The 16,489-nt window shown below is 62.7% G+C and carries 14 protein-coding genes; 7 read left to right on the top strand and 7 right to left on the bottom strand.

Going from position 1 to position 16,489, the window contains the following annotated elements; translation table 11 throughout:
• Positions 1–59: 59 nt before the first annotated feature.
• Positions 60–956, bottom strand: coding sequence for a farnesyl diphosphate synthase (locus C5N93_RS16755; RefSeq protein WP_242560176.1), 897 nt, complete (start codon positions 954–956; stop codon positions 60–62).
• Positions 957–1,080: 124 nt separating this feature from the next.
• Complete coding sequence (locus C5N93_RS16750) at positions 1,081–1,350, bottom strand: exodeoxyribonuclease VII small subunit (RefSeq protein WP_069344181.1); 270 nt, start codon at positions 1,348–1,350, stop codon at positions 1,081–1,083.
• A 228-nt stretch (positions 1,351–1,578) separates the two neighbouring features.
• Here C5N93_RS16750 and C5N93_RS16745 point away from each other — a divergent pair, with 228 nt between their 5' ends.
• From C5N93_RS16745 to C5N93_RS16735, 3 genes are all read left to right on the top strand, one after another.
• On the top strand, positions 1,579–2,694 hold the full coding sequence (locus C5N93_RS16745; RefSeq protein ID WP_242560175.1) for an aromatic ring-hydroxylating dioxygenase subunit alpha: 1,116 nt from the start codon (positions 1,579–1,581) through the stop codon (positions 2,692–2,694).
• 315 nt (positions 2,695–3,009) lie between these two features.
• Positions 3,010–3,864, top strand: coding sequence for a DMT family transporter (locus C5N93_RS16740; RefSeq protein ID WP_069344179.1), 855 nt, complete (start codon positions 3,010–3,012; stop codon positions 3,862–3,864).
• A 43-nt stretch (positions 3,865–3,907) separates the two neighbouring features.
• Positions 3,908–4,792 (top strand): sulfurtransferase, encoded by an 885-nt coding sequence (locus C5N93_RS16735; RefSeq protein WP_242560174.1) that lies wholly within the window; start codon positions 3,908–3,910, stop codon positions 4,790–4,792.
• Positions 4,793–5,105: 313 nt separating this feature from the next.
• On the opposite strand, the gene C5N93_RS16730 is transcribed toward C5N93_RS16735, so the two are convergent.
• The 4 genes from C5N93_RS16730 to polA all read right to left on the bottom strand — a co-directional run bounded on the left by C5N93_RS16730 (position 5,106) and on the right by polA (position 11,641).
• On the bottom strand, positions 5,106–5,948 hold the full coding sequence (locus tag C5N93_RS16730) for a ZIP family metal transporter (protein WP_150723227.1): 843 nt from the start codon (positions 5,946–5,948) through the stop codon (positions 5,106–5,108).
• Positions 5,949–6,078: 130 nt separating this feature from the next.
• A complete protein-coding gene (locus C5N93_RS16725) occupies positions 6,079–6,954 on the bottom strand; it encodes a dienelactone hydrolase family protein (RefSeq protein WP_069344176.1) in 876 nt (291 codons plus the stop codon).
• 365 nt (positions 6,955–7,319) lie between these two features.
• Positions 7,320–8,696: an NAD(P)/FAD-dependent oxidoreductase gene (locus C5N93_RS16720; RefSeq protein WP_242560435.1), complete on the bottom strand. Its 1,377-nt coding sequence runs from the start codon at positions 8,694–8,696 to the stop codon at positions 7,320–7,322.
• A gap of 206 nt (positions 8,697–8,902) precedes the next feature.
• Complete coding sequence (gene polA / locus C5N93_RS16715) at positions 8,903–11,641, bottom strand: DNA polymerase I (protein WP_242560172.1); 2,739 nt, start codon at positions 11,639–11,641, stop codon at positions 8,903–8,905.
• Between polA and C5N93_RS16710 the strand changes: the two genes are divergently transcribed.
• Positions 11,642–12,376, top strand: coding sequence for a TIGR00730 family Rossman fold protein (locus C5N93_RS16710; protein WP_046292526.1), 735 nt, complete (start codon positions 11,642–11,644; stop codon positions 12,374–12,376).
• Between the two features lie 131 nt (positions 12,377–12,507).
• Here the strand turns inward: C5N93_RS16710 and C5N93_RS16705 are convergent, their stop codons facing one another.
• On the bottom strand, positions 12,508–13,743 hold the full coding sequence (locus C5N93_RS16705; RefSeq protein WP_242560171.1) for a YeeE/YedE family protein: 1,236 nt from the start codon (positions 13,741–13,743) through the stop codon (positions 12,508–12,510).
• 358 nt (positions 13,744–14,101) lie between these two features.
• On the opposite strand from C5N93_RS16705, the gene C5N93_RS16700 reads away from it, so the two are divergent.
• The 3 genes from C5N93_RS16700 to C5N93_RS16690 all read left to right on the top strand — a co-directional run bounded on the left by C5N93_RS16700 (position 14,102) and on the right by C5N93_RS16690 (position 16,439).
• Positions 14,102–14,470 (top strand): hypothetical protein, encoded by a 369-nt coding sequence (locus C5N93_RS16700; RefSeq protein WP_242560170.1) that lies wholly within the window; start codon positions 14,102–14,104, stop codon positions 14,468–14,470.
• 153 nt (positions 14,471–14,623) lie between these two features.
• Positions 14,624–15,595, top strand: coding sequence for a homoserine kinase (locus C5N93_RS16695; RefSeq protein WP_242560169.1), 972 nt, complete (start codon positions 14,624–14,626; stop codon positions 15,593–15,595).
• Between the two features lie 31 nt (positions 15,596–15,626).
• Positions 15,627–16,439, top strand: coding sequence for a BPSS1780 family membrane protein (locus C5N93_RS16690; protein ID WP_242560168.1), 813 nt, complete (start codon positions 15,627–15,629; stop codon positions 16,437–16,439).
• Positions 16,440–16,489 lie beyond the last annotated feature (50 nt).

Raw genomic sequence — 16,489 nt, 5'->3', positions numbered from 1 at the left:
GCTTGGCAACGCTGGCCTGCATTTCACCATTTCCACGGCGAACTACCAGCCTACGTCCATCAATTGATCCGATCGACCACGTAATCGGCCAGCGCACGCAGACGATCTGCGTTGCCGAGCGAGGTGCTCGCGGCATGCGCATCGGCGCGCAGCTTCTCAGCATAATCGCGCGCACCGTCCAGCCCCATGAGCGACACATACGTCGGCTTGTCGTTCGCGGCGTCCTTGCCTGCCGTCTTCCCCAGCGTGGCCGAATCGGCCGTCGCATCGAGAATGTCGTCCACGACCTGGAAGGCCAGACCGACAGCCGCAGCATACGCGTCGAGCGCGACGGTCTCGTCGTCCGACAGCGCACGGCCACAGATCGCGCCCATGCGCAGCGACGCACGCAGCAACGCGCCCGTCTTCAGACGGTGCATGTTTTCCAGCTGCGACTGCGTGAGCTTGATGCCTACGCTCTCCAGATCGATCGCCTGACCGCCGGCCATGCCGAGCGCGCCGGAGGCCAGCGCCAGTTCGCGCACCAGCGCGAGCGATTGCGCGGCGCTCAGGTCACCGGTCGCCTCACCCAACAGGGCGAACGCCTGCGTTTGCAAACCATCGCCGGCGAGCAGCCCGGTCGCTTCGTCGTATTGCACGTGAACCGTCGGCTTGCCGCGGCGCAGATCGTCGTCGTCCATGCACGGCAGATCGTCGTGCACCAGCGAATAGGCATGAATCATTTCGACGGCGCATGCTGCACGGTCCAGCGCCGCCTCGCTCGCCTGCGTGACCTCACCCGCGGCAAAGCACAGCAGCGGACGCACGCGCTTGCCGCCACCGAGCACGGCGTAACGCATCGATTCGTTGAGTCGCGCCGAGCCGCCGTCTGCGGCTTGCGGCAGCGCTGCATCGAGCGCCTGTTCCACACGGGCCTGCACTGCCTGCATCCAGGCCTTGATATTCTGATCCGCCATCGTCTTCATCCTGCACGTACCCCTTGGGCCGTGCGTGTTATTGAAGCGCCCCGGTGTCGCGGGAACGCCTTGGGTCGTGGGTCGCCTTGCCGTGTTGCTGTATCGCCGAATTCGGACGCGCCGCCTAGAACTCGTCGCGTGTCGCTTCGAGCGGCTTGAGCGTCTCGCCTTCGAGCACCTTAACCTGCTGCTCCACCTTCTCGAGCAGGCCCTGGCAGTATTTCACCAGGACGGCGCCGCGCCGGTAGGCGCCAAGCGAATCTTCCAGCCCCAGCTCCCCGCCCTCCATGCGCCCGACGAGCGTTTCCAGCTCGGCGAGTGCAGCCTCATAGGTCTCGGGCAGGTCTTGCGGCACGTCGGGTGCCGCGTCTTGCGACTTTGCAGTCTTGGCCATAAACGCAAAATTCGGGTCGAATGTTCCATTTTACGGCAAAAGCGCACTAGCTCGCAGAGCGTAAATTGCCTCAAATCGGGCCGCGTCGACAATTTTCGGACATTATTTAACGTAAATCATGGACTTAGCAGCCCCCGGGTGTCTAGACCGGGTATAATCGTCGGTTCCCCTAAATCGATTTTTCGATGGTTGGGTTGTTCACTGCTTTCAAGCTAGACGGGAGTGGGAATGTCCAATCTAAGCAGCGCTTTGCAACTGAAACCGGCCTCGAGCCAACTGCCGGTCTACACGTATTTCGACGAGGCGCTCCTCGCCCGCGAGCGTGAAGTCCTTTTCAAACATGGCCCGCGTTACGTGGGTCACGAGCTAATGGTCCCGGAAGCCGGCGATTACTTCGCCCTGCCGGCCGAGCAGGAAGGTCGCATGCTGGTCCGCAATGGCGCGGGCGAGCACAGCGGCATCGAACTGCTCTCGAACGTCTGCCGTCATCGTCAGGCGGTCATGCTCAATGGGCGTGGGAACACGCCCAATATCGTATGTCCGCTCCACCGCTGGACGTACGACACGAAGGGCGAACTGCTCGGCGCGCCGCACTTCCCGGAAAAACCGTGCCTGAACCTCGGCAAATTCCCGCTGCAACGCTGGAATGGGCTGCTGTTCGAAGCCGAAGGCCGCGACGTGCAGAAAGATCTCGCACGTCTTGGCGTGAAGCACCACCTCGACTTCTCGAACTTCATGTTCGATCACGTCGAAGTGCACGAATGTAACTACAACTGGAAGACGTTCATCGAGGTCTACCTCGAGGACTACCACGTCGTGCCGTTCCATCCGGGTCTGGGCAGCTTCGTCTCGTGCGAAGACCTCAGCTGGGAATTCGGCGACTGGTACAGCGTCCAGACCGTCGGCGTACACGAAGGTCTCGCCAAGCCGGGCAGCCCGATCTATCGCCAGTGGCACGACGTGCTGCTGCGCTACCGCGAAGGTGTCCCGCCGGACTTCGGTGCGATATGGATGGTGTACTACCCGCATCTGATGATCGAGTGGTATCCGCACGTGCTGGTCGTATCGTGGCTGATTCCGCGTGGCCCGCAGAAGACGACGAATATCGTCGAGTTCTATTACCCCGAGGAAATTGCCCTCTTCGAGCGCGAATTCATCGAGGCTGAACGTGCCGCCTACATGGAAACCGCCCGCGAAGACGACGAGATCGCCGAGCGCATGGACGCCGGTCGCCGTGCTCTGTTCAATCGCGGCGTCTCCGAAGTCGGCCCCTACCAGAGCCCGATGGAAGACGGCATGCAGCACTTCCACGAATTCCTGCGTCGCCAGATGGGCGATTTCTGAGGGGCGGATCATCGGCGGTCTCACCCGATGAGAAGCCGGCAGCATTCGGTTGAGGACAGCGGCGGCACTTTTTGCACTGCGCTGTGGTGGCTGCGAGACTGAATTAAATATTTGCCGAAAATTCGCGAAACGGCGGGCCAAGCGCCCGCCGTTTTCGTTAGAATCGTCTCCATGCTTTCGATATGACCGCGCATAAGACCTCGATGCCGTGTGGTCACCGGCGTTCGGCACAAAATACCGAAATACGCGCGTTCGTCACATCGTCGGCTAACCGCTCCTCTTGCCCCCTCTCGCCGTCACTGGCCACAATTCGCCATGCAATCGCTCTGGATGTTGGTCTCCGCCTTCATGTTCACGTTGATGGGGCTCTTCATCAAGCTGGCGGCAAACGAATACAACACCGGCGAAATCGTCCTTTACCGTAGTCTTATTGGCGTGATCGTGCTGCTGGCGATTGCGCGCATGCGTGGACAGACGATTCGCACGCGTCACATTGGCTCGCACATCAAGCGCAGCACCGCCGGCGTGGTTTCTCTCGGCCTCTGGTTCTATTCGCTCACGCAACTGCCGCTATCGACGGCCATGACGCTTAACTACATGTCACCGATCTGGATCTCCCTGATCGTCATGGGTACGGCGGCCATTCGTGGCAGCTTGCGCACCGACTTCCGTCTGGTTGCGGCGATTTTCGCGGGATTTGTCGGCGTTGCCTTGCTGCTGCAGCCCACGATCGACAGCCAGGCATGGGGCGGCGGGGTCGCAGGCGTGGTGTCCGGCGTGTTCTCGGCCATCGCCTACATGCAGGTCAAGGAACTTGGCGCGGCCGGCGAACCCGACTGGCGCATCGTCTTCTATTTCTCGGCTGGCGGGGTCTTGCTGGGGCTCGGATGGGTCGCCATCGACGGCATGCACGCGCTGACCTGGCGCGGGGCCGGCTTGATGCTTGGTGTGGGTATCGCAGCGCTCATCGCCCAGACCGCGCTCACTCGGGCGTTCAGTTTGGGCAATACCCTCGTCACCGCGAATCTCCAGTACTCGGGCGTAATCTTCGCTACACTGATCAGCATGCTTGTCTGGGGCGACTGGCCCGCGATGGCCGGCTGGATCGGCATGTTGCTCATCGTTGCGAGCGGCATGACCGCACTTCGCCGACCGTCACCCTCCGCCTGATCGCCGTAGCACGATTCCCCCCACGCCCGTCTGCGGAGACGTCATGATTCACACGCACTTCACCACGCTCATCAGTCCGCAAAATCTCGACGCGCTGATGCAAACCGCCGCCGGTGGCGGTGCCCCGGTGGTCATCTTCGATTGCCGGTTCGATCTTGCCAATCCGGCAGCCGGCGAAGCGGCCTACGTGAACGGCCACCTCTTCGGCGCGTTCTATGCGCATCTCGAACGAGACCTTTCCGGCAAGACAACCGGCAAGAATGGCCGCCACCCGCTGCCCGATCGCGACACGCTGGTGCGCCACCTCGCGGCATGTGGCCTGTCGAAGGGACAGCAGGTTGTCGCTTACGATGCGCAAGGCGGAATGTATGCCGCGCGTCTGTGGTGGCTGCTTCGCTGGCTGGGTCACGGGTCGGTCGCGGTCCTCGACGGCGGTCTGCAAGCCTGGGAAGCGGCTGGCTATAAACTCGACGCCGCACCGCCGGAAGGACCGCCCCCGGGGGATTTCGCACCGGGTGAACCGCTGGCGACGACCGCCGATGCGGCCGCAATCGAGCGCAACCTTACGTCGCATGAACGCCTCGTCATCGACGCGCGTGCGCCGGACCGCTATCGCGGTGAGAACGAAACGCTCGACCCGATCGGGGGCCATATTCCGGGTGCCGCCAACCGGTTCTTCAAGGACAACCTCGGGCCGGACGGCCGCTTCAAACCGGCCGCCACGCTGCGCGAAGAATTCGTCCAGGTGATCGGCCATGATCGCTTGCCCGAGCGCGTCATTGCTCAATGCGGCTCCGGCGTGACGGCGTGTCACAACTTGCTTGCCATGGAAGTCGCCGGCCTGCATGGCGCCAGCCTCTACCCGGGATCGTGGAGCGAATGGTGCGCTGACAAGCGCCGCCCCGTGGCGACGGGCGCACAGCCGTAAGCAATCTGCCGGGGGATATCGGGACGGCGATCCCTGCCGCACCAACGAGCCACGTACCGGCCACCGACGCCGCACAAAAAAAGCCGCTTCGACATCCATCGAAGCGGCTTTTTTGCGAACCGTGTGCCATGTCCTCATGGGTGACGCGAAAGCGGCCCCTCGACACGCGGCCCGCCAGCGACCGTTCACCACCGCTGATACCGCCGATACCGCTAACGGTCGATCCCGCCGGTCGTCAGCCGTGAGAGCTGACGACCATCAGCAGGCAGCACACGAGTCCAAGCCGACATGGCAGGCGCACTCCTGCACCCGGTCAATTCGGCCTTGCAATCTCTGACGATGTCGCCCCACGCCCAGACATCGCAAGCGCGCTCCCGCCCTTGTCGTGATCGTGCCCATGGTCATGCTCATGATCGTGACCATTGAGCCACACGACCAGCGCCAGCCCCACGGCAATCAGCAGGATCTGCGGCAGCGCATCGCGTGGGGACGTCCGACGCTGCATCTGCGGCATCAGGTCCGACACGGCAATGTAGATGAAGCTACTCGCGGCCAGCGCCAGCAAATAGGGAATCAGGCTTTGCAGACGGTCGAGCATGAAATAACCGAGCACACCGCCCAGCAACGCCGTCAGGCTCGAAGCCAGCGTGAGCACCAGCGCCTTGCGACGTTTGAATCCCGCATTGAGCAGCACCATGAAGTCACCGAGCTTGTGTGCGACTTCGTGCACCGTGATCGATACCGTTGCCGCTACGCCCAAACGCGGGTCCGTCAGAAACGCCGCCGCGATCACCACGCCATCGGCAAAATTGTGAATCGCGCTGCCGACCAGAATCATCCAGCCGCCCTTGCCCGCCTCGTGTGCATCATGGCCGTGCTCGTGATGATGCCCGTCGCCTTCGTGATGATGGCTGTGCCGAAGCAACGCCAGCTTTTCCAGCAGGAAGAACCCCAGCAATCCGCCCAACAACCAGCGAGTGATGACGTGTGCATCGACATGCGCCTCCAGACTCTCCGGCAGCAAGTGCAGTAACGCCGTGCCGAGCAGCACGCCCGCCGAGAAGCTGACCATCTTGTCGATGAGCTTCGAGAGCAGACCAAGCGACAACGACGCCGCCCCGAACAGGCTCAGCACGCCGGAAGCCAGCGTGGCGATAACGATGAAAAGAAAGATGGCGTCGATGGTGATTCTCCCGCAGGCAAGCCGGCGATTTAACCAGCTTTTACCGCGTCAGGCAAACCGCCGGCCCACGCGATGCAACGGCACACATGCCCCATGCACGCCATCAGGCAACGCCGTGCTTGCGGAACCACGCCTGCGCAAGCGCCCAGCCTTCCTTCGCATCGGCTTCGACGTAGCTCGCGCGGTAGTCTGCGAAGAACGCGTGGCCCGAATTCGGGAAGACTTTCAACTCGGAACCCTTCGACGCCGCGTTGCCCTTGGCCAGCGCCTCGCGCGCCTGTTCAACGCTCGCCACCGGAATGCCCGTGTCCTTACCGCCATACAGCCCGAGCAGAGGACCATGCAGCTTGCCAGCGATGTCGATCGGGTTGTATGGGAAGTTCTCGCTCTTGTCGCCGACGATGCGCCCATACCAGGCCACCGCCGCCTTGACATTCGGATTGTGTGCGTCGTACAGCCATGCCACCCGCCCGCCCCAGCAGAAGCCGGTAATGCCCAGACGCTTCTCGTCACCGCCGTTCGCCACCGCCCATTTGACCGTTGCGTCGATGTCGCTCAGCACCTGCTTGTCCGGCGTCTTCGCGACGATCTGCGACTGAATCTCGGCAATCGTACCCAGCGACTGCGGATCGCCCGCGCGCGCGAACAGCTCCGGCGCGACAGCGAGATAGCCGAGCTTGGCAAAACGACGGCAGATGTCGGCAATGTGCTGATGCACCCCGAAAATCTCGGAGACCACGACGATCGTCGGCAGATGCGTCTTCCCGGCCGGCTTCGCGTAGTACACCGGCATTTTGATACCCGGCACGTCGAGCATGTGCTCGCCGGCGTCCAGCCCCTGGGTATCGGTAGTGATCGTTTCGGCTGCCACCGGCAGCACGGCCAGCGCGAATGCCGAGCCGACGGCGGTCTTCAGAAAATCACGACGGTTACGCGGCGCCACTTCGGGCACGAGACTATCCAGATCCGCTTGCGACATGTCGCACTCCAGGAGAAAGCGTCAATGAAAGAATGGTCAGGAATTCTGCCAACGGGGAAAGCGTGATGAGCCGCCGGCCTGAAGCCGGACGTTCGGATATTACTAGAGAGGCCAGCGGCTTGCACTCAGACAGCGGCGCATCGGCGCTCGGAACTGTCTGAAAAGGCGTGAAGACCCGCGGACAAGGAATGAAGACAGGGGAAATTTACCCTCGATCGATCCGCAACGACGAGGCGTGACCGCCACCGGGAGCTGTCACACCCTCAAAGCCACAAGGGCCGCACAGGCAGAACACCTGAGCGGCCCTTGTGCCGAAAAATTTCGCCCGACGCTAGCAAGCCCGGGCGCGTTCGGCGATACGTGCGTCAGTGCAGCTTCACACGCGGCACCGTGGAGCGACGCAGCCGGTTCGCCACCGTGTCAAGCATCATGCGCCAGACGCCGTGCAGCGCCGCCACGTGCATCCGATAGAGCGACGTGTACATCACGCGCGCGAACAGCCCTTCGATGAACATGCTGCCGCCGATCAGCCCGCCCATCAGATTGCCCACGGCGCTGAACTTGCCCAGCGAGACGAGCGACCCGAAATCGCGATACGTGAACGTCGGCAGGCTTTGCCCTTTCAGGCGCGCCTCGATGGCCTTCACCAGAAAGCTCGCCTGCTGGTGCGCCGCCTGTGCACGCGGCGGCACGAAGCCATGCTCCGGCCATTCGCAGCTTGCGCAGTCGCCGAACGCGAAGATGTCCGGATCGGTCTTGCTTTGCAGCGTGGGCAGCACTTCGATCTGATTCAGACGGTTGACGGCGAGCCCCAGCGTGCCCAATACCGACGGCGCAGTAATGCCGGCCGACCATACCGTGATGTCGGCGGGCAACACCTTGCCGCTCGTGGTCGTCACCTCGTTGGGACGCACCTCCGCCACCGAATCGCCGCACAGAATGTCGACATCGAGCTTCGTGAGCAACCCGGCAACTGCGCCCGACACCCGCTCCGGCAACGCCTTCAGAATGCGCGGACTCGACTCGATGATGGTGATGCGCACGTCCTTGCGCGGATCGAGCTTCAGACCGTACGAGCGCAATACTTCCGCCGTATTGCGCAACTCCGCCGACAACTCGACGCCGGTCGCCCCGGCCCCCACGATCACCAGATTCACCTTGGGACGTTGCGCCGCAGGCGGCGACAGCAGCGCACCGCCGGGCTGAACTCCGGGTGACGCCGAAGCGGCCGCAGCCGCGACCGGTGTCTCAGCGGCGTTCTGTGCGCGAACGCAGGCGGCCATCAGGCGACGCCGGAACCGTTCGGCCTGCTCGACCGTATCGAGGGCAATGGTGTTTTCCTGCGCGCCGGCCACGCCAAAGAAATTGGTGGTGCTGCCGATGGCGAGCACCAGCGTGTCGTACGGTAGCGTACGCTCGGGCAACAGATCGCCCTCGCCTTCGTCAGCCGCAGCGGGCACCGCAGCGAGGCGGATCGTCTTGGCTTGCCGATCCAGCCCGATCATCTCGCCCGTCGCGAACTCGAAGTGGTGCCAGTTCGCTTGCGCGACATAGGAGAGCTGATGCGTCGCCGTATCCATGACACCCGCCGCCACCTCATGCAGCAGCGGTTTCCAGATGTGCGACAAAGAACGGTCGACCAACGTTACCTGAACGTCTTTGCCACGCCCGTACTTGTCGCCCAACCGGGTGACGAGTTCGAGACCGCCGGCGCCGCCGCCGACCACAACGATACGATGCACACTCACGATAACTCCCCGTGCTTGGAAAACCGTCCGACCGGTCGGCTTCAGCGCGACCAGCGATAGCGTTCACCATACCGCAGAGTGCGGACATAGGGTATACCCGCCACCCTATTTCCGCTATTGCGTGAACGGAATCGCGGCACCCCCCAAAGCGTGCTGGGATCTGCATCCATCAACGCACTTTGGGCATTTCGCCCGCATTTTTAGTGCGCTTGTTCCCAATTTTCGCCGACACCGACTTCTGCGATGAGCGGCACCTTCAGCTTTGCCACCCCGCACATCAACTCCGGCAGACGCTTGCGAACCTCGGCCAACTCGTGATCCGGTACTTCGAGCACCAGTTCGTCGTGCACCTGCATGATCTGACGTGTCTGCAAACCACTATCGTCCAGCCAGCGCTGCACCGCAATCATGGAAAGCTTGATGAGGTCGGCTGCCGTGCCCTGCATCGGCGCATTGATGGCGGCACGCTCGGCGGCCTGGCGACGCGGGCCATTGCCACCGTTGATGTCCGGCAGCCACAGACGGCGGCCGAACACCGTCTCGACGTAACCACGTGCCTTGGCGCTCTTGCGCGTCTCGTCCATGTATCGCGCCACGCCCGGATAGCGCATGAAGTAGCGATCGATGTATTGCTTGGCGGCGTCGCGTTCGATCCCGAGGTTCGCGGCAAGCCCGAAGGCGCTCATGCCGTAGATCAGACCGAAGTTGATGACCTTGGCGTAGCGGCGCTGCTCGGAAGAGACTTCCAGCGGCGTGACCGCGAAAATCTCCGCGGCCGTCGCACGGTGAATGTCCTCGCCGTTCGCGAACGCCCGCAGCAGGCTTTCGTCGCCCGAGATGTGGGCCATGATGCGCAACTCGATCTGCGAGTAGTCCGCAGACACGAGCTGGCTGCCCGGCGGCGCCACGAACGCTTCGCGAATACGACGGCCTTCGGCCGTGCGCACGGGGATGTTCTGCAAGTTCGGATCGTTCGACGCGAGACGCCCGGTGATGGCTACCGCCTGCGCGTAGTTCGTATGCACGCGCCCCGTCGACGGATTGACCATCTTCGGCAACTTGTCGGTGTACGTCGACTTCAGCTTCGCGAGGCCGCGATACTCCAGAAGTACCTTCGGCAGCGGATAGTCCTCGGCAAGCTTTTGCAGCACTTCCTCGTCGGTCGACGGCGCGCCGCTTGCCGTCTTCTTGACGACCGGCAGTTGCAGTTGCGTGAAGAAGATGTCGCCGATCTGCTTGGGAGAATTCAGATTGAACTGCTGTCCGGCCAACGCGTAGGCATCGGTCTCGAGCGTGATCAGCTTACGGCCGATCTCATCGCTTTGCGCGGCCAGACGCGCCGTGTCGACCAGTACGCCGTTACGCTCCATGCGCTGAAGCACACGCGCCGTCGGCATTTCGATATCGCGATAGACGAATTCGAGCGTGGCTTCGCGCGCCACGTCCGGATACAGCGCACGATGCAGGCGCAACGTGATGTCGGCATCTTCCGCCGCATATTCGGTCGCGCGATCGACACTCACCTCATCGAAGCCGATCTGCTTCGCACCCTTGCCGCATACGTCTTCGTACTTGACGGTGGTGACGCCCAGATGCCGCGACGCCAGACTGTCCATGTCGTGACTGCGATGCGATTCGAGGACATACGACTGGAGCAGCGTGTCGTGGGCGATGCCGCGCAGCGTGATGCCGTAGTTCTCCAGCACGTGCGCGTCATATTTCAGGTTCTGTCCGACCTTCTTGTGCTCAGGGCTTTCGAGCCAGTGCTTCAGGCGCGCGAGCACTTCGTCACGCGGCAACTGCTCGACCTCGCCGGGGGCACGATGGGCAACCGGAATGTAGGCCGCGCGACCCGGCTCGCACGAGAACGACAAGCCCACGAGCTGCGCCTGCATCGCGTCGAGCGAGGTCGTCTCGGTGTCGAACGCCGTGAGTTCAGCCGCTTCGATGATCTTCATCCACGCATCGAACTGCTCCCACGTCAGCACCGCCTCGTACTGACGCTCGATAGTGTCAGCGGTCGGCACGGGCGCCGGTTCGCCGGCTTGTGTCGCCACGGTGGCTTCGGCTTCGCGCAGCAACGTCTTGAAGCCATGGCGCGAGAAGAAGTCGCGCAGAACTTCGGCGTCTTCCGGCTGCGTCTGGAGGCTGGCTTCGATGGATGTGACTTGCGGCGCGAGATCGCAATCGAGCGCCACCGTCACGAGCTTGCGGCCCATCGGCAGCCAGTCGAGCGCACGGCGCAGGTTCTCGCCGACAGCCCCCTTCACGTCCGCGGCATTCGCGACGAGATTGTCAAGATCGCCATATTGCGTGAGCCATTTGACGGCCGTCTTCGGGCCGCACTTCTCGACGCCGGGCACGTTGTCGACCGTATCGCCCACGAGCGTGAGGTAATCGACGATGCGCTCGGGCGGCACACCGAATTTCGCGGTGACGGCGGCGGCATCCAGCGTTTCGTTCGTCATCGTATTGACGAGCGTCACGCGGTCGTTCACGAGTTGTGCGAGATCCTTGTCGCCGGTCGAGACGACCACGCGCATGCCCAGCTCGGCAGCGCGTTTCGCGAGCGTGCCGATGACGTCGTCTGCTTCCACGCCATCGATCATCAGCAGCGGCCAGCCCATCGCACGCACGGCTTCGTGAATCGGTTCGATCTGCGCGCGAAGGTCTTCCGGCATCGACGGACGATTCGCTTTGTACTCGGGATACCAGTCGTCGCGAAACGTCTTGCCCTTTGCATCGAAAACGCAAGCGCTGTACTCTGCATGAACGTCTTTACGCATGCGGCGCAGCATATTGACGATGCCGTGCAGCGCGCCCGTAGGTTCGCCGCCAGGGCCGCGCAAATCCGGCAGGGCGTGATAGGCTCGATAAAGATAACTCGAACCATCGACCAATAAGAGCGTCTTACCTTCCAGACTTTGCTGTTCCGACATATGACCAAGAGAAGAAAAGAGATACCGAGTCTGCGCATGTTGGCAGACCATGAACGCGCCACCGCCAAGAAGGCGCGGGCGTCGTGGCAGATGTTCACGATTATGGCAGAGTTCATCGAGGCGACCGAGTACCTGTCCGAGATCCGGCCGGCCGTGAGCATCTATGGAAGCGCGCGCATCAAACCCAAATCGCCGTTCTACAAACTGACGATGACCATCGCGCGCAAGTTCTCGGATAACGGCTTCGCCGTCATCTCGGGCGGCGGTCCGGGCATCATGGAAGCGGCCAACAAGGGCGCGCATGGCGGCGCGTCCCCCACCGTCGGCCTGAACATCGAGCTGCCGCACGAGCAGAAGGGCAATCAATGGCAGGACATTTCGCTGCGATTCCGTCACTTCTTCACGCGCAAAGTCACGTTCGTGAAGAACTCGGACGCCTTCGTCATCATGCCCGGCGGTTTCGGCACGCTCGACGAATTATCTGAAGTCCTGACACTCATCCAGACGCAGAAATCACGTCACGTACCGGTGATTCTCGTGGGTTCGGAGTTCTGGAAGGGATTGCTCGACTGGGTGCGTTCGTCGATGCTGCCGATGGGCCTCATCAGCGAGAAGGACCTCGATCTCGTGCAGGTGATCGACGATCCGGACGAGATCCTCAAAGCAGTGTTCGCGTTCTACGACGGCCACATCGAGCCCGAGACGGAAACCAGCGAGAAGATGTTCTATCTGTAATCGCACGGATCGCGCCCCTGCGGGCATCCATCCGCCAATGCAAAACGGCGCTGCGAGGCAATCGCAAGCGCCGTTTTTTATGGGCAGACGGTAGCGGTAGCAGCCTGCCGGTCAGTGACTCGCCTGCGGCATCAGCAGCCGCTCTCGCGCGGCGTGGTCTCGACTTCCAGGCCGAACAACGGACGCAGGCGCGTGCCGAACACGTTGCCGAAGAATGCCGCCACCAGCCAGAGCCAACCGTGCAGGCTGCCCGAGATGATGCCGCTGAAGTACGCTCCGATATTGCAGCCGTACGCCAGTCGTGCGCCGTAGCCGAGCAGCAAACCGCCCACGACGGCAGCGATCAGCGAGCGCACGGGAATCTTCCACACGGGCGCGAACTTGCCGGCGAGCGAGGCTGCCACGAGCGCGCCGAGGATGATGCCAAGATCCATCACCGTCGTCACATCTTGCGTGACCGGCGCGTTAAGGACATTGGCCTGTTTGGCCCAGTACGGCCACGACGCGACGTCCACGCCGAGCGCCATGAACGCCTTGGCGCCCCACAGCGCGAACGCCGATGTCACGCCCCACGGGCGACCGGCCAACGCGAGCGTCGCATAGTTGAGCAGCACCAGTGCCAGCGCACCCCAGAGCAACGGCCACGGACCGCGCAGCAGTGCGGGCGTGCCCTTCGCGCTGCGCGTCATCGGCACACCGACCACGCGCCCGTGCCGACGCTTCTCGGCCCACAGCGTGAACCCGGCGATCGCCGCGAACAACACAAGGTTGGCGATCAACGCGGGCCACAGGCCCCACGCCTTCACCAGCGAAACCGGCTTGATGTGCGGCAGCGATTCCCACCACGGCAGATGCGCCGTCGCCACGACCGAGCCGACAATGAATGCCGCGAGCGTGACGATCATGCGCGTGTTGCCGCCGCCAGCGGTGTACAGCGTGCCGGAGGCACAGCCGCCGCCGAGCTGCATGCCGATACCGAAGATGAACGCACCGAACGCGACGGACACACCGACCGGCGAGACCAGCCCGACGACCTTGTTACCGAACAACGTGCCTTCGGCCAGCGCCGGGAAGAACAACGCAACGCCCACGGCCAGCATCACCATCTGTGCGCGCAACCCGGCGCCGCGACGATCTGCGATGAACACGCGCCACGCCGAGGTAAAGCCGAACGCCGCGTGATAAAGCGCTACACCAAGCAACGCGCCGACACCCGCCAGCGCAGCCTGCTTCGGCCCCACCGTCGCTTGCAGGTAGGCGATACCGATGACGATGAGCACCAGCGCCACGGTCAGGGGCCGGGCATTGTAGGAAGACGGGGAAGGCGGCGCGGTTTTAAGGGCGGCCGGGGCGGCGGAAGACGACATGACTTTCAGACTCCAGAATGCAGATGGGTGGCACCTGGCCACCCATTGAGACAACGTGGCAGAGTGCCAGAGGGCAGCATCGATGAAAACGACTGTTTCGTGATTTTCTTATAACCAAAAGAAATAATAAGACTGCAACCCGCCACACCGGGCACCGACATTTCGGAATGAAGCGCTGTCACGAAACGTTCACAGCGGACCGACAACCGCCCCGCAGGCAAGGAACCACGCTGCATTCAACGCGATTCCACAATGCGAAGTGGAGCACGTTTGATAGAATGGACACATTGGAACCCACTGCGACGCCACGGTTTGCGCCTGTGCGTCGCAGATGCGTTCCCGCCCTCGGAGAATAATGATGAAAACGCGCTTTTCCCGTGCCCTGCCCCTGCTGATCGGTACCGGCCTGCTGCTCGCCGGCCAGGCGTTTGCCCAGGACGGCAAGGAAACCGCCGCCCAGGCCGCCAAACGCGAAGCCGACGCCCGCGCCGCCGCGACCAGCACACAGTCGGTGGACGTCAATCAGGAACGCAAGCCGAGCTATTACGTCAATGACCAGGGCACCACCGTGACCGAGTACCGCGATCGCGGCAAGCCCACGGAGATCGATGTGCACTCCCGCTTCGGCACCAACTACCAGTTGACGACCCCGCCGGACAACGCGCCGCGCGCCCGTGACAACACGTCGCAAAACGATCGTCTGCCGTCCGTCGGATTGAAGTTCTGACGACTCTGGTAATCTGACCCATTCGCGCGCCCTCGAAGTCGTACTGGCGGTATCAGCGGTATTGCGGCGCGCCAGCTTCCTGTTTGTCTCAAACCAGCGGCCCGCTGCACGCGCACGGGCCGTTTGTCTGAGTCTTATCCACTCAACGCACGCATGGCCGTTTTTACTTCCGTCTCGCCCGAGCAGCTTCAGCAGTGGCTGCAACGCTACGATTTGGGGAAAGTTCTCGACTTCCGGGGCATCAGCTCGGGCATCGAGAACACCAATTATTTCCTGACGACCGAGCGCGGCGAGTTCGTGCTGACGCTGTTCGAAAAGCTCACCGCCACGCAATTGCCGTTCTATCTGCAATTGATGGGGCATCTCGCGCATCACAGCGTACCGGTGCCGGACCCGATTCCGGATCGCTCCGGCGAGATTCTGGGCGAACTCAACGGCAAGCCTGCCACCATCGTCACCAAACTATCGGGGCGCTCGGAGCTGGCCCCCACGGCCGAACATTGCGCGCACGTCGGCGCCATGCTCGCGCGCATGCATCTGGCGGGCCGCGACTTCACGCTCGAACAGGCCAATCTGCGCAGCCTGCCGTGGTGGCGCGACGCCACGCCGGAGGTGCTGCCGTTCCTGAGCGACGCTGAGCGCGCCCTGCTGGAAAGCGAGATGGCGCATCAGGAAGCGTTTTTTGCGTCGAGCGATTACCGGGCGATGCAAGCCGGCCCATGCCATTGCGATCTGTTCCGCGACAACGTGCTGTTCGACACGGCGGCAGACGGTTCACCGCAGTTGGGCGGCTTCTTCGACTTCTACTTTGCCGGTTGCGACAAGTGGCTGTTCGATCTCGCCGTGACGGTCAACGACTGGTGCTGCGACCTGACGACCGGCACGCTGGACGACGCCCGGGTGCACGCGATGCTGCGCGCTTACGAAACCGTGCGTCCGCTCACGGACATCGAGGCGTCTCACTGGCGCGACATGCTGCGTGCAGGCGCGCTGCGGTTCTGGGTGTCGCGCCTGTATGATTTCCATTTGCCGCGGGCGGCGGAAATGCTCAAGCCGCACGATCCGGGGCATTTCGAACGAATCCTGCGCAAACGCATCGAAGCCGTTTCCATTCCCTGGCTGTAACCCGACGCCCAATCGGAGTCATTCGAACCCTATGCAATTGCTTGAAGTTCCGCCGAAGAGTGGTTATGTGTGGCTGCGCCAGGGTATCTGGCTATTCCGCAAGAACCCGCTCGCCATCATGAGCCTGCTGTTCGCCTACCTGTTCGGCACGTTAGTGATCTCCTTCGTGCCGGTCATCGGCGGACTCATCTCGCTGGTGCTCGTCCCGGGCCTGTCCGTGGGCTTCATGGCCGCGTGTCGCGACATCATCAAGAACAAGCAGGTGTTGCCGCAGGTCCTGCTCGACGGGTTTCGCGGCCACGGCAAGGAAATCGCGCGCCGACTGCTGATTCTCGGCGGTTACTACATGGCGGCGACGGTCGTCGCGTACCTGATTTCGTCGCTCTTCAACGGCAGCGATCTGATCAACAAGTTGCTGTTCGACGGCAACATGAATCGCGACGACGTCATGAACAGTACTGCGGGCATGGTCGCCGCCATGGCGTTCGCCGTCGCCTACATTCCGGTCGCCATGCTGTTCTGGTTCGCCCCGGTGCTCGTGGCGTGGCACGACATTACGCCGGTCAAGGCCATCTTTTTCAGCTGGACGGCCTGCACGCGCAACTTCCGCGCGTTCGTGGTCTACGGCCTGTGCGTGATGCTGCTCGCGATGGTGTCGTCCATGATTCTGATGGTCATCATGGCGGTGCTAGGCGTTTTTCAATACGCGATGCTCGTGATCTGGCCGCTCTCCCTGCTGTTCGCCGCCATCGTGTACTGCTCGTTCTATGCGAGCTATCGCGGTTGCTTCGGGGTGCAGGAGATCGGCGCCATCGATCCGAATGTGGCGCCGCCCGAGGCGTAAGCCTTCGACTTCGAGCGCGCAGCAAAAACAAAGGGCACCCGAGGGTGCCC

Source organism: Pandoraea sp. LA3, from assembly GCF_022696215.1.
Lineage (GTDB): Bacteria > Pseudomonadota > Gammaproteobacteria > Burkholderiales > Burkholderiaceae > Pandoraea > Pandoraea capi.
The sequence above is the reverse complement of the archived record's forward strand: the minus strand, read 5'-3'. Positions and strand labels throughout refer to the sequence as shown.

Bases quoted from the DNA above. Each gene is read 5' to 3' on its own strand.
- C5N93_RS16745 (WP_242560175.1), top strand. From the start codon at position 1,579: ATGTCCAATCTAAGCAGCGCTTTGCAACTGAAACCGGCCTCGAGCCAA.
- C5N93_RS16695 (WP_242560169.1), top strand. From the start codon at position 14,624: ATGGCCGTTTTTACTTCCGTCTCGCCCGAGCAGCTTCAGCAGTGGCTG.
- C5N93_RS16710 (WP_046292526.1), top strand. From the start codon at position 11,642: ATGACCAAGAGAAGAAAAGAGATACCGAGTCTGCGCATGTTGGCAGAC.
- C5N93_RS16740 (WP_069344179.1), top strand. From the start codon at position 3,010: ATGCAATCGCTCTGGATGTTGGTCTCCGCCTTCATGTTCACGTTGATG.
- C5N93_RS16735 (WP_242560174.1), top strand. From the start codon at position 3,908: ATGATTCACACGCACTTCACCACGCTCATCAGTCCGCAAAATCTCGAC.
- C5N93_RS16690 (WP_242560168.1), top strand. From the start codon at position 15,627: ATGCAATTGCTTGAAGTTCCGCCGAAGAGTGGTTATGTGTGGCTGCGC.
- C5N93_RS16725 (WP_069344176.1), bottom strand. From the start codon at position 6,954: ATGTCGCAAGCGGATCTGGATAGTCTCGTGCCCGAAGTGGCGCCGCGT.
- C5N93_RS16700 (WP_242560170.1), top strand. From the start codon at position 14,102: ATGAAAACGCGCTTTTCCCGTGCCCTGCCCCTGCTGATCGGTACCGGC.
- C5N93_RS16755 (WP_242560176.1), bottom strand. From the start codon at position 956: ATGGCGGATCAGAATATCAAGGCCTGGATGCAGGCAGTGCAGGCCCGT.
- polA (WP_242560172.1), bottom strand. From the start codon at position 11,641: ATGTCGGAACAGCAAAGTCTGGAAGGTAAGACGCTCTTATTGGTCGAT.
- C5N93_RS16705 (WP_242560171.1), bottom strand. From the start codon at position 13,743: ATGTCGTCTTCCGCCGCCCCGGCCGCCCTTAAAACCGCGCCGCCTTCC.
- C5N93_RS16750 (WP_069344181.1), bottom strand. From the start codon at position 1,350: ATGGCCAAGACTGCAAAGTCGCAAGACGCGGCACCCGACGTGCCGCAA.